This window comes from Klebsiella sp. LY (assembly GCF_004010915.1).
Classification (GTDB): domain Bacteria; phylum Pseudomonadota; class Gammaproteobacteria; order Enterobacterales; family Enterobacteriaceae; genus Klebsiella; species Klebsiella quasipneumoniae.
This window is the reverse complement of record NZ_CP022444.1, coordinates 3,619,007-3,646,005: the sequence shown is the minus strand read 5'-3', so window position 1 is coordinate 3,646,005 and position 26,999 is coordinate 3,619,007. Positions and strand designations below refer to the sequence as shown.

The 26,999-nt window shown below is 58.8% G+C and carries 24 protein-coding genes and 1 pseudogene; 11 read left to right on the top strand and 14 right to left on the bottom strand.

Going from position 1 to position 26,999, the window contains the following annotated elements:
- Positions 1–31: 31 nt before the first annotated feature.
- From CE636_RS20725 to fba, 5 genes and pseudogenes are all read left to right on the top strand, one after another.
- A complete protein-coding gene (locus tag CE636_RS20725; protein WP_004204845.1) occupies positions 32–475 on the top strand; it encodes a PTS sugar transporter subunit IIA in 444 nt (147 codons plus the stop codon).
- Positions 476–480: 5 nt separating this feature from the next.
- A complete protein-coding gene (locus CE636_RS20720) occupies positions 481–768 on the top strand; it encodes a PTS sugar transporter subunit IIB (RefSeq protein ID WP_017898931.1) in 288 nt (95 codons plus the stop codon).
- A gap of 20 nt (positions 769–788) precedes the next feature.
- A pseudogene (locus CE636_RS20715) lies at positions 789–2,180 on the top strand (PTS ascorbate transporter subunit IIC).
- 65 nt (positions 2,181–2,245) lie between these two features.
- Positions 2,246–3,208, top strand: a complete 963-nt coding sequence (locus CE636_RS20710; RefSeq protein WP_004204849.1) for a carbohydrate kinase family protein — start codon at positions 2,246–2,248, stop codon at positions 3,206–3,208.
- A gap of 35 nt (positions 3,209–3,243) precedes the next feature.
- Positions 3,244–4,098, top strand: a complete 855-nt coding sequence (gene fba / locus CE636_RS20705) for a class II fructose-1,6-bisphosphate aldolase (RefSeq protein WP_074194122.1) — start codon at positions 3,244–3,246, stop codon at positions 4,096–4,098.
- Positions 4,099–4,156: 58 nt separating this feature from the next.
- On the opposite strand, the gene CE636_RS20700 is transcribed toward fba, so the two are convergent.
- The 3 genes from CE636_RS20700 to CE636_RS20690 all read right to left on the bottom strand — a co-directional run bounded on the left by CE636_RS20700 (position 4,157) and on the right by CE636_RS20690 (position 7,420).
- Positions 4,157–6,025, bottom strand: coding sequence for an amidohydrolase (locus CE636_RS20700; RefSeq protein WP_017898933.1), 1,869 nt, complete (start codon positions 6,023–6,025; stop codon positions 4,157–4,159).
- Positions 6,026–6,049: 24 nt separating this feature from the next.
- Positions 6,050–6,595 carry an antibiotic biosynthesis monooxygenase gene (locus CE636_RS20695; RefSeq protein WP_017898934.1) on the bottom strand — a complete coding sequence of 182 codons (546 nt, stop codon included), beginning with the start codon at positions 6,593–6,595 and terminating at the stop codon, positions 6,050–6,052.
- A gap of 183 nt (positions 6,596–6,778) precedes the next feature.
- Entirely contained in the window at positions 6,779–7,420 is a 642-nt protein-coding gene (locus CE636_RS20690) for a hydrolase (RefSeq protein WP_002890357.1), read from the bottom strand.
- Positions 7,421–7,685: 265 nt separating this feature from the next.
- Here CE636_RS20690 and CE636_RS20685 point away from each other — a divergent pair, with 265 nt between their 5' ends.
- Complete coding sequence (locus CE636_RS20685) at positions 7,686–8,588, top strand: LysR substrate-binding domain-containing protein (RefSeq protein WP_004204855.1); 903 nt, start codon at positions 7,686–7,688, stop codon at positions 8,586–8,588.
- Here the strand turns inward: CE636_RS20685 and malZ are convergent.
- From malZ to phoB, 5 genes are all read right to left on the bottom strand, one after another.
- Complete coding sequence (gene malZ, locus CE636_RS20680; protein WP_017898935.1) at positions 8,585–10,402, bottom strand: maltodextrin glucosidase; 1,818 nt, start codon at positions 10,400–10,402, stop codon at positions 8,585–8,587. The genes CE636_RS20685 and malZ overlap by 4 nt on opposite strands.
- 151 nt (positions 10,403–10,553) lie before the next feature.
- Positions 10,554–11,927, bottom strand: a complete 1,374-nt coding sequence (gene proY / locus CE636_RS20675; RefSeq protein ID WP_004204857.1) for a proline-specific permease ProY — start codon at positions 11,925–11,927, stop codon at positions 10,554–10,556.
- An 86-nt stretch (positions 11,928–12,013) separates the two neighbouring features.
- The gene (gene brnQ, locus CE636_RS20670; protein WP_004204859.1) at positions 12,014–13,333 is read right to left on the bottom strand and encodes a branched-chain amino acid transporter carrier protein BrnQ; all 1,320 of its coding nucleotides are present in this window, start codon (positions 13,331–13,333) and stop codon (positions 12,014–12,016) included.
- 414 nt (positions 13,334–13,747) lie between these two features.
- Positions 13,748–15,043, bottom strand: coding sequence for a phosphate regulon sensor histidine kinase PhoR (gene phoR / locus CE636_RS20665; protein WP_017898936.1), 1,296 nt, complete (start codon positions 15,041–15,043; stop codon positions 13,748–13,750).
- Between the two features lie 21 nt (positions 15,044–15,064).
- Entirely contained in the window at positions 15,065–15,754 is a 690-nt protein-coding gene (gene phoB / locus CE636_RS20660) for a phosphate response regulator transcription factor PhoB (RefSeq protein WP_004204861.1), read from the bottom strand.
- A gap of 182 nt (positions 15,755–15,936) precedes the next feature.
- On the opposite strand from phoB, the gene sbcD reads away from it, so the two are divergent.
- Both sbcD and sbcC read left to right on the top strand, forming a co-directional pair.
- Positions 15,937–17,142: an exonuclease subunit SbcD gene (gene sbcD / locus CE636_RS20655; protein WP_017898937.1), complete on the top strand. Its 1,206-nt coding sequence runs from the start codon at positions 15,937–15,939 to the stop codon at positions 17,140–17,142.
- Positions 17,139–20,282: an exonuclease subunit SbcC gene (gene sbcC / locus CE636_RS20650; protein ID WP_017898938.1), complete on the top strand. Its 3,144-nt coding sequence runs from the start codon at positions 17,139–17,141 to the stop codon at positions 20,280–20,282. Before sbcD ends, sbcC begins: the two co-directional genes overlap by 4 nt.
- Before the next feature lie 201 nt (positions 20,283–20,483).
- Here sbcC and mak read toward each other — a convergent pair whose 3' ends face one another.
- On the bottom strand, positions 20,484–21,398 hold the full coding sequence (gene mak, locus CE636_RS20645) for a fructokinase (RefSeq protein ID WP_004204864.1): 915 nt from the start codon (positions 21,396–21,398) through the stop codon (positions 20,484–20,486).
- A 91-nt stretch (positions 21,399–21,489) separates the two neighbouring features.
- Here mak and rdgC point away from each other — a divergent pair, with 91 nt between their 5' ends.
- Positions 21,490–22,401 carry a recombination-associated protein RdgC gene (rdgC, locus tag CE636_RS20640; RefSeq protein WP_002890285.1) on the top strand — a complete coding sequence of 304 codons (912 nt, stop codon included), beginning with the start codon at positions 21,490–21,492 and terminating at the stop codon, positions 22,399–22,401.
- Positions 22,402–22,471: 70 nt separating this feature from the next.
- On the opposite strand, the gene ppnP is transcribed toward rdgC, so the two are convergent.
- The 4 genes from ppnP to aroL all read right to left on the bottom strand — a co-directional run bounded on the left by ppnP (position 22,472) and on the right by aroL (position 24,560).
- Positions 22,472–22,756 carry a pyrimidine/purine nucleoside phosphorylase gene (gene ppnP, locus CE636_RS20635; protein WP_004204865.1) on the bottom strand — a complete coding sequence of 95 codons (285 nt, stop codon included), beginning with the start codon at positions 22,754–22,756 and terminating at the stop codon, positions 22,472–22,474.
- 77 nt (positions 22,757–22,833) lie between these two features.
- Positions 22,834–23,514, bottom strand: a complete 681-nt coding sequence (locus tag CE636_RS20630; RefSeq protein WP_072096489.1) for an AroM family protein — start codon at positions 23,512–23,514, stop codon at positions 22,834–22,836.
- Positions 23,515–23,763: 249 nt separating this feature from the next.
- Complete coding sequence (locus CE636_RS20625) at positions 23,764–23,955, bottom strand: YaiA family protein (RefSeq protein WP_002890278.1); 192 nt, start codon at positions 23,953–23,955, stop codon at positions 23,764–23,766.
- Between the two features lie 71 nt (positions 23,956–24,026).
- Complete coding sequence (gene aroL / locus CE636_RS20620) at positions 24,027–24,560, bottom strand: shikimate kinase AroL (RefSeq protein WP_017898939.1); 534 nt, start codon at positions 24,558–24,560, stop codon at positions 24,027–24,029.
- 329 nt (positions 24,561–24,889) lie between these two features.
- Here aroL and CE636_RS20615 point away from each other — a divergent pair, with 329 nt between their 5' ends.
- Positions 24,890–25,591, top strand: a complete 702-nt coding sequence (locus CE636_RS20615) for a DUF2076 domain-containing protein (protein ID WP_017898940.1) — start codon at positions 24,890–24,892, stop codon at positions 25,589–25,591.
- Here CE636_RS20615 and CE636_RS20610 read toward each other — a convergent pair.
- Positions 25,588–26,046: a YaiI/YqxD family protein gene (locus tag CE636_RS20610; RefSeq protein WP_004204870.1), complete on the bottom strand. Its 459-nt coding sequence runs from the start codon at positions 26,044–26,046 to the stop codon at positions 25,588–25,590. The two genes, CE636_RS20615 and CE636_RS20610, sit on opposite strands and share 4 nt — an antisense overlap.
- A gap of 116 nt (positions 26,047–26,162) precedes the next feature.
- Between CE636_RS20610 and proC the strand changes: the two genes are divergently transcribed.
- On the top strand, positions 26,163–26,972 hold the full coding sequence (proC, locus tag CE636_RS20605) for a pyrroline-5-carboxylate reductase (RefSeq protein ID WP_004204871.1): 810 nt from the start codon (positions 26,163–26,165) through the stop codon (positions 26,970–26,972).
- Positions 26,973–26,999 lie beyond the last annotated feature (27 nt).

Below are 26,999 nucleotides of genomic sequence, written 5' to 3'. Positions count from 1 at the left end.
TCAGGAACAGGAATACGTTCAGGAGAAGAGAATGGATATTATTTTTGACCCGACGTTAATCGCCCTGAAGCAGAATATTTCCCATGCGGAGGAGGCCATCGAACTGGCGGGTTCATTACTCGCCAGGCGCCAGATTTGCAGCGCCGAATATGTCAACGAGATGCTGACAGTATACGAGGATTTTGGCGCCGCCATCGTGATAGATGACGGGATTGCCATGCCGCACGCCCGCCCGGAAAAAGGGGCATTGCAGACCGGATTTTCGCTTGTCACCACCGCCACACCAGTGACCTTCGGCCACGATGAGTTCGATCCGGTTACCGTCGTCATCGCGATCGCCGGCGCCGATGCTGACAGTCATATCAAAATGATCCAACTGATTGCCTCGCTGATCGAGTCAGATATCGTGACTTTTCTTCAGCAGGAAAATGACGTGAATTCAGTCTTACATTTCATCCAAAAACAAATGGAGTAGTCATTATGTTAGTTATCAGAACGGTTTGTGGTAACGGTATTGGCAGTTCATTGATGGCTGCGAATAATGTGAAGAAGATCTGTGAAGAATTAGGTATCAAAGCGGACGTCGCTTCGGTCGATTTTGCTAACGCCGTCGGGGAAAAAGCCGACCTTTACGTCACGATCAAAGAACTGGCAAATCAATTTCCGGCCCACTGTCATGTCGCCATTATTCGCAGCTACGTCCATAAAGCAAAAATCGCCGAGGATATTACCGACGCGCTGATGAAAATTGCTGCGACTCACTCTTAATCAGCATAGAGGGAACGACCATGCAGGCTATTCTTAGTTTCTTAACGGAAATATTCAGTCAACCCGCTTTTTTAATGGGGCTTATCGCCTTCGTTGGCTTAGTGGCGCTGCGCTCCCCCGGCAACAAACTCCTTACCGGCACATTAAAGCCGATTTTAGGCTATTTGATGCTGAGCGCTGGCGCAGGCGTTATCGTTGCCAATCTCAACCCGCTGGGCGGTATTATCGAAGCTGGATTTAATATCCGCGGCGTTATTCCTAACAATTAAGCCATTGTCTCCGTCGCCCAGAAAATGCTGGGCGTGGAAACCATGAGTATTTTGCTGTTGGGCTTTATTTTCAACCTGATCATAGCCCGCTGCACCAAATATAAATATATCTTTCTCACCGGCCATCATTCGTTCTTTCTCGCCTGCCTGTTCTCCGCCGTCCTGCAGGCGGCGGAGTTCCAGGGCTGGATGTTGATCCTGATCGGCGGATTCCTGTTGGGCTCATGGTCGGCCATTTCCCCGGCCATTGGCCAGCGTTACACCAGGCAGGTAACCGAAGACGGCGGGATCGCCATGGGCCATTTCGGCTCCCTGGGCTACTACCTCTCGGCGTGGATCGCCAGCCGGACCGGCAATCCGGCAAACTCCTTCGCCGATACCGAAATCTCAGAAAAATGGGGTTTTCTGCGCGATACCACCGTCACCACCGGTATCGTGATGTTTGTTATCTACTTCATCTGCAGCGCTGTCGCCGGGTCGGCGTACCTGAGCACCATCACCGACCAGAATATGCTGATCTTCTCCGTGCTGACCGGTCTGCAGTTCGCCGTTGGCGTAGCCATTGTCTACAACGGCGTGCGGTTGATCCTCGGCGATCTGGTGCCGGCATTCCAGGGCATCAGCCAGAAACTGATCCCGGACTCCATCCCGGCCGTTGACTGCGCGGTGTTCTTCACCTTTAGCCCCACCGCGGTGGTGGTGGGATTCATCAGCTCCTTTGTGGGCGGTCTGGTCGGGATGCTCATGCTCGGCGGACTGGGCATGGCGCTGATTATTCCCGGCATGGTGCCGCACTTCTTCTGCGGCGGCACCTCCGGGGTCTTTGCCGACAAGCTGGGCGGTAAGCGCGGGTGTATCATCGCCGCGTTTATCGGCGGGATCTTCCTCGCCTTCCTGCCGGCGATGCTGCTGCCGGCGCTCGGCAACCTCGGGTTTGAAAACAGCACCTTCGCCGATTTCGACTTCGCAGTGTGGGGCATCATTATTGGTAACGCGTTCACCCAGTTTGGCCAGGTCACTATCTACCTGATTTGTCTGGCGCTGCTCGTCGCGCTGCTGGTGCCTTTCTGCTTCCGTCAGGTACGGGTAGTGGGCAACACGCTCAGCTATGAGGAGCTTACTGCCAAGCAGAAAAATGAATAAGCGAGGTCATTTTTCCCTGCGGGAAGGTCACGCTTCCCGCCGCTGACAAATAATCAGGAGTGGTTATGGCTATTTTGTCCATTGGATTTGCCTGTTTCGATCAGTTTTTCTTTCTCAATGAATGGCCCCAGGAGAATACCAAAAACTTTTGTCATGATTTTATAGAAAGCGGCGGCGGCCCGGCGGCCAATGCGGCATGGCTGCTGGGATTATGGGGTGAGGAGGTCTATTACATCGGCCATCTGCATCAGGACCTTTACGGTCAGCGCATTATCGATGAGTTTGCCGAAGCGGGGGTGGATACCAGCCAGGTGGTTTTCTCCGATGACATGATCACCCCGCTGGCCTCGGTGCTGGTCAATCGCTTAACGGGTTCGCGGACGATTATTACCCGCAAGATGCAGACACCGCCTTCCCTGACCTACGATCAAAAGCTCAAACTGGACGACCTCGCCGAACGACTGATTGCCGCCGAGGAGCCGGTCACCATTTTAATTGACGGCCATGAGCCGGAAATCAGTGAATATTTAATTAAGAAACTGCCGAACGCCAGAGTGGTGATGGACGGCGGGTCACTGCGCGCCAGCAATATAAAACTCGCAGCCTGGACCGACTATTTTGTAGTGAGCGAACATTTTGCCCGCGATTATATGAGCTATCGCTCGCTGAGCACCGAAGCAGAAATTAAAGCGGCGCTGATTGAGCTGAATAAAATTTGCCGCGGTGAAGCATTTATTACCCTTGGCGAAAAAGGCTGCGCTTTTTTAAAAAGCGGTATGCTGCAGATCGTTCCTTCCTGGCTGTGCAATGCCGTTGATACCACCGGAGCCGGAGATGTATTTCACGGTGCCTTCACCTATGGCGTCCACTACTCATGGCACATAGATAATATTATTTTATTTGCCAGCCTGACCGCCGCCATTTCTATTGAGAAAAAAGGGGTACGGGAATCTATGCCGGACCTGGCGGTCGTCCACCACTCGTTAAATAACTACGAGAGAAACTTAAAGCAATATTTTGAAGAATAACTGCATTTAATAAATATCAAGAGGTGAATATGTTAGTGTCGATGAAGGACATGCTTCAGCATGCCCTGCGGGACGGCTACGCCGTCGGTCAGTTCAACATTAATAATCTGGAATGGGTCGGCGCCGTATTAAGCACCGCCCAGCAGTGCCGCTCACCGGTTATTTTGGGCGTGTCCGGCGGCACGGTTAAGCATATGCTCGGGTTAAAATGTATTCATGACATCGTAGTTAACGCCATGGAGTATTTGCATATTGATGTTCCGGTGGCGCTGCATCTGGATCATGGCACCTCCCGGGAGGCCTGCGAAGCGGCGATCGCCGCCGGCTTCAGTTCCATTATGTTTGATGGCTCGCATCTGCCGTTCAGGGAAAACCTGGCTATTACTCGCCATCTGGTGACGCTGGCGCACAGCAAAGGTATCTCTGTTGAGGCCGAACTGGGGACTATCGCCGGCAGTGAAGACGGCATTGTCAATTCCGAAGTCATCTACGCCGATCCCGAGGAGTGCTACACCCTGGTGACAGAAACCCAGGTGGATTGCCTCGCCGCCGCGCTGGGCTCCACCCATGGCCTGTATAAAGGCAAAGCCCGACTGGGATTTACCGAGATGAAAGCCATTGCCGAGCGGGTGAAGATTCCGCTGGTGCTGCATGGCGGCACCGGTATTGCCGATGAGGATATGCGCCGGGCGATTGCCTGCGGCACCGCCAAGATTAACGTTAATACCGAAAATATGTACGCCTGGTGCCAGCAGGTGAAGGCGATCTTTGCTGCCGATACCGGGCACGATGTGAACGATCCGCGGAAAGTGATCGCCCAGGGACTGCAGCCAGTACGCGAAATGATTGCCCGCCGCATGGCGCTTTTTGGCTCACAGCAGCGCTATTGATGCGTGAAAGGTGGCTGAGACCTCCGCCCCTTAGCAACCGGGGCGGAGGCGTCAGGCATCAGAAGGCAAAGCAGGAGCAACCCAGCACGCCCCAGAAGGCCTGCTCGTCGGAGACCGGGATCGACGATTTTCGCGCGATATCATGCTGATGGCCGTGGACACCGCAGCTACCGCAGCACTGGTGCATCTGCACTATGGCGCCAATTTTGGCCGCCGCTGGCGGAGCGGAACGGTAATGGCCCGGGACCTTCACCACCGGCGACCACTCCGGCAGCACCGGGATCGGCGGCGGCGCCAGCGGCGAGAAGTGACCGGCGGCGTACACCACTTTGCCATCAACCACCGTCAGCACCGACTCAATGCCTTTGATCTCCTCTTCCGCGACGCTGAAATAGTCCTTCGACAGCACCACCAGATCGGCAAGCTGACCGGCGGCCAGACGGCCCTTTTTACCCTGCTCGCTGGAGAACCAGGCGCTGCCCGCCGTCCACAGCTCCAGCGCGACATCGCGCGGCAGGCGGTTGTTGTCGTCATACATCGCCATCCCGCCAACGGTGCGCCCGGAGACCAGCCAGTACAGCGCGGTCCACGGATTATAGCTGGCGACGCGGGTGGCATCGGTCCCTAACCCTACCGGTACGTCCAGCTCCAGCATTTTCGCTACCGGCGGCGTATGTTTCACCGCCTCTTTGCCGTAGCGATCGACAAAATATTCGCCCTGGAAGGCCATCCGGTGCTGCACCGCAATGCCGCCCCCCAGCGCCTTCACCCGCTCAATGTTGCGCTCGGTAATGGTCTCGGCATGATCGAAGAACCAGTGCAGGCCATTAAACGGAATGTCACGGTTCACCTTCTCAAACACGTCCAGCATCCGGCTGATGGACTCGTCGTAGGTGGCATGCAGGCGGAACGGCCAGCGATGTTCTACCAGATGGCGCACCACCCGCTCCAGCTCATCTTCCATGCCTTGCGGCAAATCCGGCCGCGGCTGCAGGAAATCTTCAAAATCCGCCGCCGAAAACACCAACATCTCGCCGGCGCCGTTGGCGCGATAGAAATCGGTTCCCTGCCCCGGCTTCAGCATATCGGTCCAGCGCTCGAAGTCCTCCAGCTCCTGCTTCGGTCGCTGGGTAAACAGGTTGTAGGCGATGCGCACGGTCATCTGATCTTTTGCGTGCAGCTGCTCGATAATTTCGTAATCTTCCGGGTAGTTCTGGAAACCGCCCCCGGCGTCGATGGCGCTGGTCAGCCCCAGTCGGTTCAGCTCGCGCATAAACTGACGGGTGGAGTTCACCTGCAGATCCAGCGGCAGCTTCGGCCCTTTGGCCAGGGTGGCGTAGAGGATCATGGCGTTTGGTTTGGCAATCAGCATCCCGGTCGGGTTGCCGTGGCTATCGCGGACGATCTCTCCGCCCACCGGATCCGGCGTCTCTTTGCTATACCCCACGGCTTTCAGCGCCGCGCGGTTCAGCAGTGCGCGATCGTAGAGATGTAGCACAAACACTGGCGTATCGGGCGCCGCGTCGTTTAGCTCTTCCAGGGTCGGCATCCGTCGTTCGGCGAACTGGAATTCGCTCCAGCCGCCGACCACCCGCACCCACTGCGGCGACGGTGTGCGATCCGCCTGATCCTTAAGCATTCGCAGGGCATCGGCCAGCGAGGGCACGCCCTCCCAGCGGAGCTCAAGGTTGTAGTTCAACCCTCCGCGGATCAGATGCAGGTGAGAATCGTTGAGGCCCGGGATCACCGTATGCCCTTTGAGATCGACGATCTGCGTTCCCTCGGCGGCAAAGCTCATGATCCGATCGTGGCTTCCGGTGGCAACAATTTTTCCGTCGGCGATGGCCACGGCTTCCGCCAGCGGATTCGCACGATCGAGGGTATGAATCTGGCCGTGGGTCAGAATCAGTGTGGCAGTTTGCGACATAACACACTCCTTGGGGAGGCTGACTCAGTTTTTCTTCAACCAGCCAGCAAACAGGCGGGTCACGATGGGCATCCAGAACCAGACCACCAGCGCAACCACGCAGGCATCATTGATCAGGTGCAGCAGCAGGCTCCCCTTAAGCGTCGGCAACAGCATGCCGGTCACCGTCGGCACCAGGTTGGTGCTGGGGAAAATCACCAGCAGGGTGATCAGAAACTGTTTCCAGCGCCGCGGCTGGCGCACATTCGCCACCGGCGGGGTAAACCAGAAGGCCGGTTCGGTCCGCACCTCCGTCCGATCGCCCTCCGTCAGCAGCGGGGCAATTTCCGCCACCAGCTGACGACGGGTTTCCGACTGCGTCCAGGCATAGAGATGCTCCAGGGTGTCGAAGCGGATAATCACGCTCCACAGATTCTGCCCTGCGGCGGGCCGGATCACATTCGCCCCGAGATGGCCGGGAAACTCAGCCGCGATGGGCATGATTTTGCCGAGCCACTCTTCGTAGCGCTGGCCGTGTTGCGGATCGAGCAGATGGCTGATGACAAGGGTCACCGATTTTTGCTGCGCCATAAAGATTCCTTGCTTCAGGGGAATGGCAGGATGATTCTCGCCATTAGCCATAGATGACCATACACAACGTCATTCATGCTGCGTCGAGGCGGCAAGCCGGCACGTCCCGGGAGCTGACATCAGTCAGTGACCGGGGCGGGCAAACCCAGCTAACAAAGAGGCAGCCTGAAGGGTGAAGTGTATTTAAGCTTTACGCTCTGGCGCGCCATGCACCATGGTATAAGCGTAATCCACGCCCATCCCGTAGGCGCCGCTGTGTTCGCGCACCAGGTCCATCACCGCATCGTAAGTCGCTTTGCGCGACCAGTCGCGCTGGTACTCCAGCAGCACCTGCTGCCAGGTCACCGGCACCGCGCCCGCCTGCACCATCCGGTCAATGGAGCGCTCATGGGCGTCGACAGAGGTACCGCCGGAGGTATCGGTGACCACATACACTTCGTAGCCCGCCTCCAGGGCCATCAGCGCCGGAAACGTCAGGCAAACTTCGGTCCACAGAGCGGAGATCACCAGCTTTTTACGGCCGGTCGCTTTCACCGCCGCAACGAAGGCATCGTCTTCCCAGGAGTTCATTGAAGTACGCTCAATCGGCTTGACGTCAGGATGCACGGCCAATAATTCCGGCCAAATATAACCGCTGAAGCTTTTGGTCTCTACGGAAGTGTAAATCACCGGTACATTAAAAATTTTGCCGGCTTTAGCCAGCGCCACGGTGTTATTTTTGAGGGTCTGGCGATCGATATTCGCCACGCCGAATGACATCTGTGGCTGATGATCAATAAAGATAAGGGCGGAATTAGTGGGATCGAGCAGTTCACGAATAGACATTAAATACCTTCTTAATCAATTAGTTAAAAAGATGACATGATGGTTAATGCGTCGTGTAGATCCTGACTGATAAAGCATGGTGAGTATAGCCAGTTATTTCTAACAAGTTATTAAAGTTTTTTTGTGGTTTATATTTTGTCAGCGGTTAGTATTTACTCATGCCAGCGTTCATCAAAATTTTACGGCAAACTGTTCTGATTTATTCACTGGCATTGATTATTGCGCTTAGGTACAACAAGGGGAAATTAATGAATGGAAACTCCTGATGCGCGTAAACTTTGATGTTCTGATGATCCTTGATGCGCTGGACCGACACGGATCCTTCGCCACCGCCGCAGAGTCGCTTTATAAAACCCCCGCCGCTCTGAGCTATATGATCCAGAAGCTGGAGAGCGATCTGGAGATCGTCTTGTTGGATCGTTCCGGCCATCGGGCAAAATTTACTGATACCGGGCGGCTGATGCTGGAGAAGGGGCGACAGCTTTTAAGCGCCGCCAGAGATCTGGAAAAGCAGGCCCAGCAGCTGAGCGCGGGCTGGGAGCGAGAGCTGGCGATCGCCCTCGACGCCTCGTTTCCCTTTTCGGCCCTGCTGCCGCTGATCGCCGAGTTCTACGCGCAAAACCCGCAGACCCGGCTGAACTTCAGTCATCACACCCTCGCCGGTTCATGGGAAGAGCTGACCCACCATGGCGCGGATATTATCCTCGGCGCCATCAATGAGCCGCCCACCTCTGCCGAGTGGTCATGGCAAACCCTCGGCGCGCTGGATAACATTTTCGTGGTCGCCCCGGCCCACCCGCTGGCCGGAGCGGAAACGCCGCTCAGCAATAAGCAGCTCAGCCAGCACCGGGCGGTGGTGATCCGCGACAGCGCCCGCTATTGCCATCCGCTGAACAGCAATCTGCTTGATGAACAGCCGCAAATCGGCGTCGATGATTTCGCCAGCAAAGTCGAACTGCTGTGCGCCGGGCTGGGCTGCGGCTTTCTGCCGCGTCATATCGCCCGCCCGTGGCTGGAAAAAGGCTGTCTGGTGGAGAAAAGCGTCGCCGGCTGGCGGGAAAAAGATATCACCTACATGGCCTGGCGCAGCGGGAATGACGGACTGGCTCAGCGCTGGTGGCGGGAGGCGCTCCTCCGCGACGACCTGCTGAGCCAGCTCTATCGTTAACGACCGGACCAGACGCAGGCGGAGATAGCCGGGAGCGTCAGTACCCCGTCATGGAAGGCGCCGGCGCCCTCCTGCAGCGTCCAGGCTCCCACGTCCAACAGCGGCGAATCCTCGATAACCACTTCGCAGGCTTCGCCGCGGTTAATCGCCACCAGTACCCGCTGCTGTTTGTAGACGCGGACAAACACCACCACGTTATCCTCGGCGTAAATCACCTGGCAGCCGCCGTAGCGCAGCGCCTGGTGGGCTTTACGTAGTTTCGCCATTCGCTGATACAGCGCCAGCAGCTGGGTATCCTGCAGCGCCGGATCCCACGGGAACGGTTTGCGGCAGAACGGATCGTTATTGCCATCTACGCCCACCTCATCGCCGTAGTAGATACACGGTACTCCGGGCCAGCTGAACAGCCACACCACCGCCAGCGGCAGACGCGCTACGTCTTTGCCAAGGAGAGATTTAAAACGCGCCGTATCATGGCTGTCGAGCTGGTTGAACATCCGCAGCTGCTGCTGATGCGACAGCCCGGCGCGATAATTATCCATCCACGCCATACAGGTCTGGGCGTCTATCTTCTGCGGATCGTAAGAGATATCGGTATTGGCGAGGAATCCCCAGATCGGGAAGGTGAAGCCGCGGTAGTTCATTGCCGCATCTTCAGCATCCGCCTGCAGCCACTGGCGCGCGTCGCCAAAATGTTCGCCAAAGACAAAGGCTTCCGGCTGCGTTTGTTTCGCCGCCAGGGTGATGCCGGCGATATGCCGCAGGTTATTCCGCGCCCCGCCGCCTTCGCCGAGCATATGCACCACGTCCAGACGCCAGCCGTCCATACTCCACGGCGCCTTCAGCCAGTGGCGTACGATGCTGTCCTCGCCGGCATAGATCTCGTTGACCAGGCTGGTCGACCGATAGTCGAGCTTCGGCAGACTGGCATAGCCCAGCCAGTTGTGCGCCTGCCCCTCCCCGGAGAAGGTAAACCAGTCGCGCCACGGGGAGTCCGGATGGTGGCCGGCGCCGCCGCTGCCCTGCTGGTGGCGATCGAACCAGGGATGGGAATCGCCGGTATGGTTGAACACGCCGTCGAGGATCATGCGCATCCCCGCCCGCTGGGTGTTGTGGCGCAAGCGGAGCAGCGCCGCGTCGCCGCCAAACTGCGGATCGACGCGCCGATAATCCTCGGTGTCGTATTTATGCACGCTGGGGGCGGCGAAGACCGGGTTCAGATACAGGGCGGTGACACCGAGCTGCTTCAGGTAAGGCAGTTTTTCGCTGATGCCGTCGAGATCCCCGCCGTAGAACGTCGACCCGCCCGCCTCGCCGGTAAGCGGTTCGTCCCACGCCTTGCGCACAATCTCCCGTCCCGCCGCGTGATGGTAATAGACCGCATCCTGTTCGGCGTCACGCGCAGCGCTGCGGGCAAAGCGATCGGGGAAAATCTGGTAGAAAACCTGATCGGCCACCCACTGCGGGCCGGCGTCCGGCAGGTCGACGGCGAACTGCTCCAGCCTGGCCGGCGGGAAACGGCTGAAGCCCTGCGGCGTAAACCAGCGCTGATGGTCGGCCCACAGTAGCTTAAAGCTGTAGCGGCGGCGCGGCTGACCGTTGGCGAGAGAGATTTCGCCGCGCCATGCCACCACACCCGGCCTCGGCGCCTGGCGGAGGCGCTGCATCGGCAGCGACAGCTCTTCGTTATCTTCTTCCGCGCGCAGCGTGATCCGCTGCGGCAGCGACTCACCGCTCAACCACAGGGTAATAAACAGTCGGTCCTGTTGCACCTTGATAAAGGGTGCAACCGGAAGGTGCCATGCCTTCAACATCGTGAATCCTCATTGTGCAGAATGGGCACACCTTGCCATAGCCGTCAGGCGCAGAACTCATCGTCACAGGATTTTTTGGGGGAGGATAACGGGGGAGGACGCGGGTCGGCAAGCCGCCCCGGTCGCGCGATGCTGACCGGGGCGATGTTGATTACTGCGCCTGCGCCAGGCGGCGCTCACGACGGGTCTTAAAGACCCAGCCCAGCAGCAGCAGCGCAATCCACGCCATACCGACGTACAGCGAGATGCGGGTGTCCGGATGATAGCCGATCAGGGCGATAATAAACGCCAGGAACAGCAGGCCGACAACCGTGGTCGCCACCCCACCGGGAACTTTGAATTTCAGGGCTTTGACCTCCTCCGGCGACAGACGGCGGCGGAAGGCAATCTGCGACAGCAGGATCATAATCCACACCCACACGGTGGCGAAGGTGGCCAGCGAGGCGATCACCAGGAAGACGTTTTCCGGCATGATGTAATTGAGGTATACCGCAAACAGCAGCGCAATGGTCATCACCATCACCGTCACCCACGGAATACCGCGACGCGAGGTTTTGGCGAACACCTTCGGCGCGCTCCCCTGCTCGGCCATGCCGTGCAGCATACGGCCCACGCCGAACACGTCGGAGTTAATCGCCGACAGCGAGGCCGTCAGGACCACGAAGTTAAGAATGCTGGCCGCAAAGGTAATGCCCAGATGCTGGAAGGTCAGGACAAAGGGGCTGCCGTCGGTACCCACCTGGTTCCACGGATAGATAGACATAATGACAAACAGCGTGCCGACATAGAACACCAGAATGCGCATCGGCACCGAGTTGATAGCGCGTGGAATGGATTTCTCCGGATCTTTCGCCTCACCGGCGGTAATACCGATGATTTCGATACCGCCGTAGGCGAACATCACCATCTGCAGCGACATCACCATTCCCAGCCAACCGTTGCTGAAGAAGCCGCCGTTGCTCCAGAGGTTATGAATGCCCGTCGGCTGGCCGCCGTTGCCGATCCCCCAGATAATGATGCCGAACCCGGCGAGGATCATAATGATGATGGTGGCCACTTTGAAGAACGAGAACCAGAACTCCAGCTCGCCAAACACCTTGACGCTCATCAGGTTGACGGCGCAGATGATGAGCACCACGCTGAGCACCCAGATCCAGTGCGGCACCGTCGGGAACCAGACGCCCATGTAGATACCGAAGGCGGTGACGTCGGCGATGGCGACGATCAGGATTTCAAAGCAGTAGGTCCAGCCGGTGATATAGCCCGCCAGTCCGCCGAGGTTTTCCTGAGCATAGCGAGAGAATGAGCTGGCGGAAGGGTTATGCACCGACATCTCACCGAGCGCGCGCATAATGATATATGCCGCGACGCCGCCGATAATGTAGGCCAACAGTACGCTGGGTCCGGCCATTTTAATCGCGTCGGCTGAACCGTAAAAAAGCCCGGTGCCGATGGCGGAACCCAGGGCCATAAAGCGGATGTGCCGGGTGCTTAGCCCGCGCTTAAGCTTGTTACTACTTTCCATCGTGGTTTTTCAATGCCGTTTAACACAAAAAATAAAAAACCACGGAACCCGAAGTCCCGTGGTTAAACGCTTGTCTTCAACGCCGGTTAGTGCGCGCTGGAGGTCACCTGACGTCCGGCGGCACGGTCCCAGATCACCGCGAGGATTGCCATCACGGCGGTCGGCATCAGCCAGGCCAGACCTTGCTCCGCCAGCGGCAGACGCGCGGTCCAGGCCGGCAGGATAGCGGCAAACGCCGATGACTTAATCCCGTCAATGATACCAAACATCAGACTGATAAACATGGCCGGCGCGATAACACGTGACGAATTATGCCACCAACTGCGGGTAAAGCTTAATACAACCAGTGCGATACACGGCGGATAGATAGCGGTCAACACCGGAATCGACACCTGAATCAGGTGGCTCAGACCAAGGTTGGAGACCGCCATCGAGAACAGGCCGAGGATGAAGACCAGCGTGCGATAGGAGAACGGCAGATACTGGGCAAAGAACTCAGCGCAGGCGCAGGTCAGACCCACCGCCGTCACCAGGCAGGCGATGAAGATCAGCGCCGCCAGCAGGAAGCTGCCCGCCCCGCCGAAGGTATGCTGCACGTAAGCGTGGAGGATTGCCGCGCCGTTAGCGGACTGGTCCACGAGGGTGGCGCTATCAGAGCCCAGACGGAACAGCGCCAGATACAGCAGGGTCAGACCGACGCCTGCCATCAGGCCCGCCCAGACGGTGTAGCGGGTCAACAAACGCGCTTCGCTGACGCCGCGGGAGCGTGCGGCATTGACAATCACGATCCCGAACACCATCGCGCCGAGGGTGTCCATGGTCAGGTAGCCGTTGACGAAGCCATTGGAGAATGGCGCGGTACGATACGCTTCCATCGCGTCGCTGATCGGGCCCGCCGGCCAGACAACCGCGGCGACCGCCAGCACAATCAGGGCGATAATTTTCAGCGGCGCAAGGAAATTTCCCACCGTATCCAGCAGTTTGCCCGGATAGAGTGAGACCAGGATCACCAGCGCGAAGTAGATAACGCTGTAGATCAGCAGCGGCAGCGGGCCGTCGCCGGTCAGCGGCGCAATCCCGACCTCAAAAGAGACGGTCGCGGTGCGCGGGGTCGCGAACAGCGGTCCTACCGCGAGATAACACACCACCGCCAGCAGGATACCCGCCACTTTACCAATCGGGGTGCTCAGGCTTTCAACGCCTCCGCCGACTTTCGCCAGCGCCACCACCGTCAGCACCGGCAGACCCACCGCAGTGATCAGGAAGCCGATCGCCGCCGTCCAGACGTGCTCGCCCGCCTGTAAGCCAACCATCGGAGGGAAAATAATATTGCCTGCGCCAACGAACAACGCGAAGGTCATAAAGCCCAACGCTATGATGTCGCGAGATTTTAACTGATGGGTCATAAATTCATTACTGCCTGTGGATGTGGTGTTGTAAAAAAATGGAAAAATACCGCGCTACCCTCTCAGGGACGATACAGCGGCGATTGCCGGTAAACTCAGCGAGATATGCTCCCGAAGCGGCGTGGGAAAGAATTGTTTTTGGTATTACCACGCAAAAGCAGTCTGTCATCGACTGCGCAGGCGCAATTTAAACGCTTATAACGTTTTAAAGCAAGGCACGATCGCAAAAGCAGATGATTATGCTGGTTATCCTTTTCACACCAGAATCATTTACCATATTGATGGAAAACCCGTGGCTTATCATGCGAACAAAAAAGCAGCGCACGTTCATTAAATAGGCGAGGGGAAAATGACTGCCAATGAAAATGACCAGCCGAAGCTGGTCATTGGCAAGATAAGCTGACAGTGCGCCGCTCAGGTGTCGTTTCTGGCAATTAATCGTTCCGGGAGCAGGAAGCTAAAACGGGTTCCCTTGCCCACCGTACTTTCTATTTCCAGTCGGCTGTCATGATGGTTGACCGCGTGTTTGACAATCGCCAGCCCCAGGCCGCTGCCCCCCGTTTGCCGGGAGCGGGCTTTATCCACCCGATAGAAACGCTCGGTCAGACGGGGAATATGCTCCGGCGCAATGCCTGGCCCATTATCTTCGACGCTGAACAGCGCCCCCTGCGGCGTTCGCTGCCAGCTGACGCGAATTTCAGTGCCCGGCGGGGTGTGGTTCACCGCGTTATAAACCAGGTTAGAAATGGCGCTGCGCAGCTGCTCTTCGTTGCCCAGCACCTTGAGCTGCTCATCGACGGTAAAAAACAGCGTCTGCTTATCCTGGCTGAGGGTCTGCGCCTCGCGCTCCACCACCCGCAGCATCATCGGCACGTCGATGCGGTCATTCATCGCCAGCGCCGGCGCGGCTTCAATACGCGACAGCGTGAGCAGCTGCTTCACCAGCCCCTCCATACGCTGGGTTTGCTCACGCATGGTGTGCAGGGCCTTTTCACGGGTCGCCCCTTCCAGCACCTGCTCCTGCATCATCTCCAGATAGCCCTGCAGCACCGTCAGCGGGGTGCGCAGCTCATGGCTGACGTTAGCGAAGAAGTTACGCCGCGCCCCTTCCAGTTGATGCATCTGCGTCACGTCGCGCGCCACCATTAGCCACTGCTTGTCGCTGTAGGGCATCACGCGAATTTCCAGATGACGGGCATTATTCAGCACCAGATTGAGCGGTTTTGAAAAATCACGCTGTTTCAGGTAGGTGGCGAATTCAGGATAGCGCAGAAGGTTAAGAATGTTTTGCCCACTGTCGTCCGGCCAGCGCAGGTTTAAAATCTGCTGCGCCAGGCCATTACACCAGAAAATGGCTCCCTCCTCCGTGGTCAGGACCACCGCGTCCGGCAACGATTCCGCTCCACTGCGGAAGCGTTTAATCAGGCTTCCCAGCTCACGTCGACGCTTTTTATTACGCATCTGCATCTGGTGCAGACCATACAGCAGCGGCTCCCAGCTGCCGCGGCCGGGCGGAGGGGTCATGCTCCGGTCCACCCACAGCCACCACGACAGGCGCATCAAATTCCAGAAATGCCAGATCAGCAAACCGGTCACTGCCGCCAGTAAAAACCACGGCAAATGACCCACAAACGCCCCCAGAATCAGGGCCGGAATACACGCTAAAAAGAGCTCCAGCGCCAGCCTTTTCCATGACAGCCGTTCCAGCACGGGTCACACTCCTGTCAAAATTCAGAAACGGGCGGAGAAACGATACCCCGTGCCGCGAACCGTTTGCACCATCCGATCATGGCCACTGTGTTCCAGCGCTTTGCGCAGGCGACGAATATGGACGTCCACCGTGCGGTCTTCCACATAGACGTTGGTTCCCCAAACGTGGTTCAGCAGCTGCTCGCGGCTGTACACCCGCTCCGGATGGGTCATAAAGAAATGCAATAATTTAAATTCCGTTGGCCCCATGTCCAGCGGACTTTCGCCGGTCATCACCCGGTGCGATGAGGGATCGAGGCTCAGCCCCTGCATTTCAATCACCTCTTCCACCGCCATCGGCGAAATACGGCGCATCACCGCTTTGATTCTCGCCACCAGCTCCTTCGGTGAGAAAGGCTTGGTAATGTAGTCGTCCGCCCCGGTCTCCAGGCCGCGAACGCGATCCTCTTCTTCTCCGCGCGCGGTCAGCATCACCACCGGAATATCACGGGTCATCGCCTCGCGCTTGAGCAGCTTAATAAACTGCAGCCCCGAACCGCCCGGCAGCATCCAGTCAAGGAGAATCAAATCAGGCCAGGGTTCATTGAGTTGATTCACCGCGCTGTCATAATCTTCCGCTTCGACAGGCTGAAAGCCATTTTGCTCCAGAACAAAGCAGACCATTTCGCGGATTGGAGCTTCATCTTCAACGACCAGAATTCTTCTCGCCATTATTTACCCTGTGTTTTTTAGCCATCAGTATAGAAGTGCGGCGTCATTATGCGTCACTTTTGTGACAGATTTATGAAAAAAATGACCGTCTGATGATCGGGTATTTTGAAGCATGACGCGGACTTACCCCTCTCCGACAAATGATATACTGCCGCTCATGCTTTTTTCGCTAGGGAAGATTTATGCGCATCCTTCACACCTCCGACTGGCACCTGGGCCAGAATTTTTACAGCAAAAGCCGTGCGGCCGAACATGACGCCTTCCTGAGCTGGCTGCTGGCCCGCGCGCAGGAGCATGAAGTCGACGCCATCATCGTGGCCGGCGATATTTTTGATACCGGATCGCCGCCGAGCTACGCTCGCGAACTGTATAACCGCTTTGTCGTCCAGTTGCAGCAGACCGGCTGTCGCCTGGTGGTGCTGGCGGGCAACCACGATTCGGTGGCGATGCTCAATGAATCCCGCGATATCCTCGCCTTTTTACACACCACCGTCGTGGCGAACGCCGGCTGCCCGCCCATTGAGCTGCCGCGGCGCGACGGCACCCCTGGGGCTATCTTCTGCCCGGTGCCGTTTTTACGCCCGCGCGAGCTGGTCATCAGCCAGGCCGGCCACTCCGGTCGGGAAAAACAGCAGCAGCTGCTGCACGCCATCAGCGACTATTATCAGGAACAGTATCAGCAGGCCTGCGCGCTGCGCGGCGATCGCCCGCTGCCCGTCATTGCCAGCGGCCATCTGACCACCGTCGGCGCCAGCAAAAGCGATGCCGTTCGCGACATTTATATCGGCACGCTGGATGCCTTCCCGGCGCAGCACTTCCCCCCTGCCGACTACATTGCGCTGGGCCATATTCACCGGGCGCAGGTGGTCGGCGGCTGCGAGCACATCCGCTACAGCGGCTCGCCGCTGCCGCTGAGCTTTGATGAAACCGGCAAAGCGAAATCGGTGCATCTGGTGAGCTTTAGCGATGGGCGACTCAGCGCCGTGGAAACCCTCGAGGTGCCCGTCACCCAGCCGCTGGCGGTCATCAAAGGCGATCTGGCCGCCATCACCGCCCAGCTGGAGCAGTGGCGCGGCGTTGAACAGGACCCGCCGGTGTGGCTGGATATCGAAATCACCACCGAGGAGTACCTGCACGATATTCAGCGTCAAATTCAGGCGCTGACGGAGGATCTGCCGGTGGAAGTATTGCTGGTGCGCCGCAGCCGCGAGCAGCGCGAGAAAATACTGCTCAACGCCCAGCGGGAGACCCTCAGCGAACTGAAGGTGGAAGAGGTGTTCGAGCGCCGGCTGGCGCTGACCGAGATTGACGATGAGAAGCGCGCCCGGCTGCACGAGCTGTTCGCCCATACGCTGCATACGCTCACCGCGGAGGACGAAAACGCATGAAAATCCTCAGTCTGCGTCTGAAAAACCTTAACTCCCTGAAAGGGGAATGGAAGATAGACTTTACCGCCGAGCCGTTCGCCAGCAACGGCCTGTTCGCCATTACCGGCGCCACCGGCGCCGGGAAAACCACCCTGCTCGACGCCATTTGCCTCGCGCTTTACCACGAAACGCCGCGCCTGAATAAAGTCTCCCAGTCGCAAAACGACCTGATGACCCGCGATACCGCCGAGTGTCTGGCGGAGGTGGAGTTTGAAGTGAAGGGCATCGCCTACCGCGCCTTCTGGAGCCAGAACCGGGCGCGTAACCAGCCGGATGGCAACCTGCAGGCGCCCCGCGTCGAGCTGGCGCGCTGCGCCGACGGCAAAATCCTCGCCGATAAGGTCTCGGATAAGCTGGAGCAAACCGCGACGCTCACCGGCCTCGACTATGGCCGCTTCACCCGCTCGATGCTGCTCTCCCAGGGACAATTTGCCGCCTTCCTGAACGCGAAGCCGAGCGATCGCGCGGAGCTGCTGGAGGAGCTGACAGGCACGGAAATCTACGGTCAGATTTCGGCGATGGTCTATGAGCAGCACAAAACCGCTCGCCATACGCTGGAGAAGTTCGAAGCCCAGGCGGCGGGCATCGTACTGCTGACGGAGGCCCAGCAGCAGGCGCTGCAGGAAAGTTTGCAGGTGCTTACTGACGAAGAGAAAGCCCTGCTGGCGCAGCAGCAAAACCAGCAGCGGCAGCTCCAGTGGCTAACGCGCCGCGACGAGCTGGCGCAGCAGCAGCAGCAGGCGGTCAGCGGCCAGGAGCAGGCCCGCCAGGCGCTGGCCGACGCCGCGCCGGCGCTGGCGAAGCTTGAGCTGGCCCAGCCCGCCGCCCAGCTGCGCCCCCTGTGGGAGCGCCAGCAGGAGCACGCGGCAGGCCTGGAGCAAACCCGCCAGCGAATCAATGAAGTAAATGCTCGCTTACTTGCCAGCACGACGCTGCGCGCGCGCATCCGCCGCAGCGCCCTGCACGCTCAGCAGCAGCGGCAGGCTGAACTGACCGATCTGGCGCAGTGGCTGGCGGCCCATGAGCGATTCCGCTTGTGGGGCCAGGAGATTGCCGGCTGGCGGGCGCAATTTTCGCAGCTAACGCGGGATAAACAGCAGCTGACGGCCCAGACCAGCCGCCTGGCCGCGCTGCGCCAGAAGCTGACCGCGCTGCCGGCCAGTCCTCTGTCGCTGAGCGCCGATGACGTTGCGGCGGCGATAGCGCAGCAAACCCAGTCGCGACCGCTGCGCCAGCGGCTGCTCTCCCTGCATGAACAGCATCAGCTGCTGCGCAAGCGTCTGCGCCAGAACGCCGAAAGCGTACAGCAGGCGCAGGCGGAGCAGGCAAAACTCAACGCTACCCTGGCGCAACGCCGGGCGCAGTACAAAGACAAAAACCAGCACTATCTCGACCTGAAAGCGCTCTGCCAGCGGGAAGAAACGATTAAAGATCTGGAAGATTACCGCGCCCGGCTTGAGGCGGGTAAGCCCTGCCCGCTGTGCGGCTCCTGTGAACATCCGGCGATTGAGCAATACGCTTCGCTAACAGTCACGGATAATCAGCGCCGCCGCGATGCGCTGGAAAAAGAGGTCGCCGCGCTAAAAGAAGAAGGTCTGCTGATCCTCGGGCAGGTCAACGCCCTGACGCAGCAGCTCCAGCGTGAGACCGAAGCGGCCGGGCGGCTCGCTGAGGAAGAGCAAGCGCTCACTAAAGCGTGGCAGGAAACCTGCGCCTCTCTGCAGGTCACGCGGGATATTGCGCAAGAGATAAACGACTGGATCCAGGAGCAGGAGCGCTACGAGCAGCAGCTCTACCAGCTCAGCCAGCGCCTGATGCTGCAGAGCCAGCTCAACGATCAGGAGGCGCTGGAGCGCCAGGCTCTGCAGCAGCTGACGGCCACGCGCCAGGGGCTGGAGAGCGCCCTGCAGGCCCTGACGCTGACCCTACCGGAAGAAGGGACAGAATCCGCCTGGCTGAACGCTCGCGAAAGCGAATTTGCCCAGTGGCAGGCGCAACAGACCCGGCATGGCGCCATTCAGGAGCAGATTGCCGCCCTGCAGCCGCTGCTCGAGACGCTGCCAGCCAGCGACGAGGCAGAGGCTGAAGCTGAAGCGGAACCGGCGATCCCCGACAACTGGCGCGCGATCCACGAAGAGTGCCTGGCGCTGCACAGCCAGCTTGTCGCTCAGCAGCAGCTGGAGACCGAAGAGAAGGCGCGCCTGGACCAGTCGCAGGCGCAATTTACCGCCGCCCTGGCCGCCAGCCGCTTTAACGATCGGCAGGCGTTCCTCGCCGCGCTGCTGGACGACGAGACCGCCCAGCGGCTAACGCAGTTAAAACAGACGCTGGAGCAGCAGCTTCAGCAGGCGACGGCGCTCTGCGAGCAGGCGACCCGGCAGCAGCAGGCGCACCTGGCGCTGCGTCCGCAAGGGACGGACGCGGACATCCCCGCCCTGCAAACTCAGCTGCACGACCTGGCCCAGCGGCTGCGGGACAACACCACCCGCCAGGGCGAGATCCGTCAGCAGCTCAGGCAGGACGCAGAGAGCCGTCAGCATCAGCAGGCGCTGGGGCGGCAGATTGCAGAGGCGGCGCAGCTGGCGGATGACTGGGGCTATCTCAACTCGCTGATCGGCTCCAGCACCGGCGATCGGTTCCGCAAATTCGCCCAGGGGCTGACGCTGGATAATCTGGTCTGGCTGGCAAACCAGCAGCTTAACCGCCTGCACGGGCGCTATCTGCTGCAGCGCAAAGCCAGCGAAGCGCTGGAGCTGGAGGTGGTCGATACCTGGCAGGCCGACGCCGTGCGCGACACCCGCACCCTCTCCGGCGGCGAAAGTTTCCTCGTCAGCCTGGCGCTGGCCCTGGCGCTGTCAGACCTGGTGAGCCATAAGACGCGGATTGACTCTCTGTTTCTTGATGAAGGCTTCGGCACCCTCGACAGCGAAACGCTGGACACGGCGCTGGACGCGCTGGATGCGCTCAACGCCAGCGGCAAGATTATCGGGGTGATCAGCCACGTGGAGGCGATGAAAGAACGCATTCCGGTGCAGATCAAAGTGAAGAAGATAAATGGTCTGGGCTACAGTCGGCTGGATAGAGCGTTTGCGGTGGAGTGAGGTCTGAGTCATTGCGATGTTCCCTCACCCTAACCCTCTCCGGGGGGAGAGGGAACCGTCCGGCGCTGGTTTTCCGTTTCGTACGCTGTTGCGATTACCCCTCTCCCCGCAAGAGACCGGGGGTTCCTGCCACACCCCCAACCACCGACGCCGCCTTTCCCCCTCTCCCTCCTGGAGAGGGCCGGGGTGAGAGGGAGTGGTTCAGGTCCCCTGCAGCGGCCACAGCCATGCCGCGCCGCGTACTCCGCTGGAGTCGCCGTGCATCGCTTTACGGATCGGCGTTTCACACTCGCCGCCGAAGACCCACTGTTTCACCAGGTCCGGCACCGTCTGATACAGCCGCTCGACGTTGCTCATCCCGCCGCCCAGCACGATGACGTCCGGATCGAGGATGTTCACCACGTGGGCGAGCGATTTCGCCAGCCGCTGTTCATAGCGGCTCAGCGCCAGTTCGGCTTTTTCGTCACCTTCACCCACCAGGCGCATAATCTCGCTGCCGCTTAACCCCTTGCCGCTCAGCCGCTGATAGTCAGTGGCAAAGCCGGTGCCGGAGATAAAGGTTTCGATACACCCCTGTTTACCGCAGTAGCAAGGCACTTCCGCACGGTAGCGCAGCTCATCGTCGTTCATCCACGGCAATGGGTTATGTCCCCACTCGCCGGCGTTACCGTTGCCGCCGATATGCGCCCGCCCGTTGAGCGCTACGCCCGCGCCGCAGCCGGTGCCGATAATCACCGCGAACACCGTTTGCGCCCCCGCCGCCGCGCCGTCCACCGCTTCCGACACCGCCAGACAGTTGGCGTCGTTAGCCAGCCGAACTTCGCGGTCAAGGCGCAGGCTGAGGTCCTTGTCAAAGGGCTGGCCGTTGAGCCAGGTCGAGTTGGCGTTTTTCACTACCCCGGTATAGGGCGAAATCGAGCCCGGGATCCCCATCCCCACGGTGCCACGCTGTCCGGTCGCCTGCTCGGCCATCGCCACCAGGGTAGCGATAGTCTCGATGGTTTGCCGGTAATCCTCCCGCGGCGTGGGTAACCGATGGCGAAACAGCTGCTCTCCCTGGTCGCTCAGGGCTATCACTTCGGTTTTTGTACCACCTAAATCAATACCAATACGCACGCTCAGCTCCTCACCCCGATTAACAATGCAAGCATAGCGACAATTCGCTATCATGCCCGCCTGATTTAACGACAAAGCCGTGGAAATTATCATGCTGTGGTTCAAAAATTTAATGGTTTACCGTCTCAGCCGCGATATCGAATTGCGCGCCGAGGAGATGGAAAAACAGCTGGCCGAGCTGACATTTACCCCTTGTGGCAGCCAGGATATGGCGAAAACCGGTTGGGTATCGCCGATGGGATCGCACAGCGACGCGCTGACGCATACGGCGAACGGCCAGATCATTATCTGCGCGCGTAAAGAAGAAAAGATCCTGCCGTCGCCGGTGATCAAGCAGGCGCTGGAGGCGAAGATCCAGAAGCTCGAAGCCGATCAGGGGCGCAAGCTGAAGAAGACTGAGAAAGATTCCCTGAAAGATGAAGTGCTGCACTCGCTGCTGCCGCGCGCCTTCAGCCGCTTCAGCCAGACGATGATGTGGATCGACACCGTCAACGGCCTGATCATGGTGGACTGCGCCAGCGCGAAAAAAGCGGAAGATACCCTGGCCCTGCTGCGTAAAACCCTCGGCTCGCTGCCGGTGGTGCCGCTGACCCTGGAGAATCCGATCGAGCTGACGCTGACCGAGTGGGTCCGCTCCGGCACCGTAGCGCAGGGCTTCCAGCTGCTGGACGAAGCCGAGCTGAAAGCGATGCTGGAAGATGGCGGCGTGATCCGCGCCAAGAAGCAGGATCTGGTCAGCGACGAAATCGCTGTGCACATTGAGGCCGGGAAGGTCGTCACCAAGCTGGCGCTGGACTGGCAGCAGCGTATTCAGTTTGTGATCTGCGACGACGCGTCAATTAAGCGCCTCAAGTTCTGCGATGAATTACGCGACCAAAACGAAGATATCGATCGGGAAGATTTCGCCCAGCGCTTTGACGCCGACTTTATCTTAATGACCGGCGAACTGGCTGCCCTGATCCAAAGCCTGGTGGAAGGGCTCGGCGGCGAAGCGCAGCGCTAAGCGCCGCTTTCTTTCCTGCCTGACAGGAAAAAAATACAACCCGGCGGCAAGCGCCGGGCGTTACGCTGACTTACAGATAGCGGCACAGATAGGAGGTTGGCTCAGCCACCTGCAGATGGAATTCGCTGTTGCCTGGCACATTGAAGGCTTCGCCGGCGGCGTAAACTTTCCACTCAGTCTCACCCGGCAGCAGGACATTCAGCGCCCCGCTGACCACCGTCATCTCTTCCGGCTGCGCCGTACCAAAGGTGTATTCTCCTTCCGCCATCACGCCAACGCTGGCGCGACCGGTACTGCTGCTGGTGAAGCCAATGGATTTCACTTTTCCGTCAAAGTATTCATTGCTTTGAAGCATAAACAAGCCCTTCTGATCGTCGTTGAAAGGCTCAATATAGGGGGCGCTCCTTGCCCCTGTCACGTGAAATTAACACATTAGACTAATAGTTCTGCCGCCAGTCGGGAAACCAGCACATTCGACAGCAAAACCGGGACATCAAGGGCTTTTTGTAACACATCGCGATGATGCTGATAGTAACCGAGACAGTCGAGGACCAGCACGTCGGCCCCCTGCTCCAGCAGCGCTTTACCGGCGGTTAACAGCTCACTGTCGCTACCGGTAAACGGGTTGGCCAACGCGTAGTACGGTGACTTCTCCAGTGAATGCCACTTTTGTCGCTGCATGGGCATGATCTCTTCCACCGGCACGATCACCCCGACCTGGTGCCCATCGACGATCGACGCCACAAGCGGCGGAATGATCCGCTGCGGCTCGAGGAGGATCGCGTGGTGGGTGGTAAAACCGGTCAGCTGTTCGGAGCTGAGCAGCAGGATCACATCAAAATGCTGTCGATCCAGCATGGCGATCACGCTGCGAACATCACGTTCAATTTTTTGTCGCGACACCATCACCAGCTGGTTATCGCTGAGCAAGGTCAACAGACCCTGTTCGCCGTCACCCACGGCGTACTCTGCCATCACGTCGTCACGCGTCATCTCGCCCAGCAGGCTGATGTGAGCGATCTGTTCTTCCCTGATATGTTCGGTCAGGAGCGGTAATACTCCCGCCAGCGGCACAACGCCGATGGTCAAAATTGCCATCGTTGCACTACTCATATCATGTACCTTTTCACTACCACTGCTTCAACACAGGCTTACCACACACAGCATTCGCCCCCCTGGTGAGTAAAAATCAACCGTCGAGAAGCGTAGCAGCTCCACGCCGCGGTTGAATGTAAAGATTGCCGGGCAGCGGCGGCGTGCCTGAAAAATCCGTGTGTTAGAAATTCATTAGTACGACTGATAAATAAAAAATGTGAGATACGCCCGATATTGCCCGCAGGACAGGCAATCCGGGCTCAGGGGTTAAGACTTGTCGGGATCTTCATAACGCCGCTTGGCATCCACGGCTTCCTGCTCGGTAGGATGTTCGCTGATTAGCGAATCGGGCTCAGGATAGTCCGCGCGGAGTTGATACCAGGTCACCGTCTGACCCTGAGGACCTTTCTCTACCGCAACCACGCGCGCTTCTCTCGGATATGGGGGTCTGTTTGGCATAGTTCTTCCTTCTTCCGGTATCAGAACTATCAAGTATAGGCGCCCCTCGCCGCCTTAATGTAAGTAAATTCTTAACTTACCGGAGCTGCCGTCGCGCCGCACAGCATGGTCATAATTTGCTCCACCACCCGATCCGGGGAGGCTGTAGCATCGACAATATGATGGGCAGCATCACGGTATAACGCTTCACGCTGCGACAGCACCTCGCCCACTTCCTCACGCACCGGTTTCCCGGTGAGCGTCGGCCGTTGTTCGGCTTTCGGGTAGGCTTCCAGACGGTCAATCAGCGCCGACACCGACGCCTGAAGATAAATCACCACGCCGTTCTCCCGCATAAACTGACGGTTACATTCCGCGAGGATGATGCCGCCGCCGGTGGCGATCACCGTATTCGGCAGGGTCACGGCCTTCAGCGACAGGGTCTCCAGCTCGCGAAAGCGCGCCCACCCTTCCGCCTGCACGATCTCCGCCACCGTCCGCTGCTCATGGGCCTGCAGCCGATGATCGGTATCGGAGAACTGAAAATGTCGCGCTCGCGCCAGCGCATGGCCGACGGTGGTTTTACCGCAGCCGCGTGGCCCGATGAGAAAGATTGGCTGTGTCATAACCGAAGACCCCCTGGTTCCGTCTGTCGCAAAAAAAGGAAAACGAAAGAACGTATTATCGCTGTCTGTTCCGCAACGTAGTCGTAAAGAAAACGTTACAAAACTTCTTTACACCCCATCACCGCAGTGAGACAAAGGGCTCTTAATGTAAACTTATCATTGCATTTGGTGTTTAACCAGCTTTACTTTTCTGCCTGGCGTTATTTTTTATCCACTGCTGGCGTAAACGGTAACACATTTATGCATAGCTTTACGAAGCAACATATTTACAACATCGTGTTTCAGACGCACCCTGATGCCTATTCGACAGTGTGACAGAGGAATGTAACATGCAATCTGAAGAACAACGCCTTATTGATGGACTGTTTTCCCGGCTGAAAGAGGCTGAGGCGCACAGTGCATCGCGCGATGCCAGCGCCGAGGAGCGGATTGCCCAACACGTGAGCGCGCAGCCGGCGGCCCCCTACTATATGGCGCAAACCATCCTTATCCAGGAAGCCGCGATTAAACAGCTCAACGATCGCATCCAGGCGCTGGAGAGCCAGGTCAGCCAGCTGCAGACGGCGAAGCCCAGCAGCGGCGGTTTCCTCTCCGGCCTGTTTGGCGGCGGCGGCTCGTCACGCGGTTCTGACCCGATCCCGGGCGCGGAGCAATACGGTCGCCCGCAGGCCAGCTCACAGCCGCAGTATGCCCCACAGCAGCAGCAGAGCTATGCCCCGCAGGCTGCCGCACGCGGCGGCGGCTTTATGGCGGGCGCGCTGCAAACGGCCGCAGGCGTAGCGGGCGGGGTGGTGCTGGGCAATATGCTGACCAGTATGTTCAGCGGCTCGCACCCGCAGGAGATTGTGAATATCATCGAAGAGAAGCCGCAGCCTGATGCTGACGCCCCCGCCGCACAGGACGCCGCCGCGGGTGACGATCCGTTCCGTCAGGGAGACGATCAGTTCCTTGCCGACAACACCTGGAACGACGACTTCGACGCCGGCTTTGGCGATGATGATATTGGCAGCGATGACGACAGTTGGGTTTAACCCTGCTGACGTTTAACCGCCAGCAACCACTTCTCCAGCTCGGCGGCAAACTGTTGCCGATCGCGCTGCGATAAACTATCCGGGCCGCCGGTCTGAACGCCGCTGGCCCGTAATGTCTCCATAAAATCCCGCATCGTCAACCGCTCGCGGATCGTCGCTTCGCTGTAGCGCTCTCCGCGCGGATTGAGCGCCGCCCCGCCCTTCGCCAGCACCTCCGCCGCCAGCGGAATATCGGCGGTGATCACTAAATCCCCCGCCGCGCACTGACGGACGATTTCGTTATCCGCCACGTCAAAACCCTGCTCAACCCGCAGGGTGCGGATGAAACGCGACGGCGGTACGCGCAGCGGCTGGTTCGCCACCAGCGTCAGCGGCGTCTGGGTCCGCTCTGCCGCGCGGAACAATATCTCTTTAATCACGTTCGGACACGCGTCTGCATCCACCCAAATGGCCATGCCAGCTCCTGTTACCTGCAATAAGTGTCGCCAATGTTACCTGCTTTTCTCCCCCATGAAAGCGCCAGGATGATAAGCTAATCAGATCGTAACGAAAAAAGCAGAGGGGAATGGTGATGGATAAGAAAATTGGCTTTATCGGCTGCGGCAATATGGGTAAGGCCATTCTGGGTGGACTGATCGCCAGCGGCCAGGTACAGCCGGGACAAATTTGGGTCTACACCCCGTCGCCGGACAAGGTTGCGGCTCTGCGCGACCAGTACGGCATCAACGCCGCCGATAGCGCCCAGGAAGTGGCGCAAATTGCCGATATCGTCTTCGGCGCGGTGAAGCCGGGGATCATGACCAAAGTGCTGGGCGATATCGCCTCCAGCCTGAATAAAGAGTCGCTGGTGGTCTCCATCGCCGCCGGCGTCACGCTTGACCAGCTGGCGCGCGCGCTCGGCCACGATCGCAAAATTATTCGCGCGATGCCCAATACCCCGTCGCTGGTTAACGCCGGCATGACCTCCGTTACGCCAAACGCGCTGGTGAGCAGCGAAGATGTGGCTGAAGTGTTGACCATTTTCCGCTGCTTTGGCCAGGCGGAGCAAATTGCCGAGCCGATGATCCATCCGGTGGTGGGTGTGAGCGGTTCGGCGCCAGCCTATGTCTTTATGTTTATCGAAGCGATGGCCGATGCCGCCGTTCTCGGCGGGATGCCGCGCGCCCAGGCCTACAAATTCGCCGCGCAGGCGGTGATGGGCTCTGCCAAAATGGTGCTGGAGAGCGGTGAGCATCCGGGAGCGCTGAAAGATATGGTCTGCTCTCCTGGCGGGACCACCATCGAAGCCGTGCGCGTGCTGGAAGAAAAAGGCTTCCGCTCCGCGGTGATCGAAGCCATCAGCCAGTGCATGGAAAAATCAGAGAAACTGAGCCGCTCCTGAAGCTGAGCTGGCGGGCTGCAAGCCCTG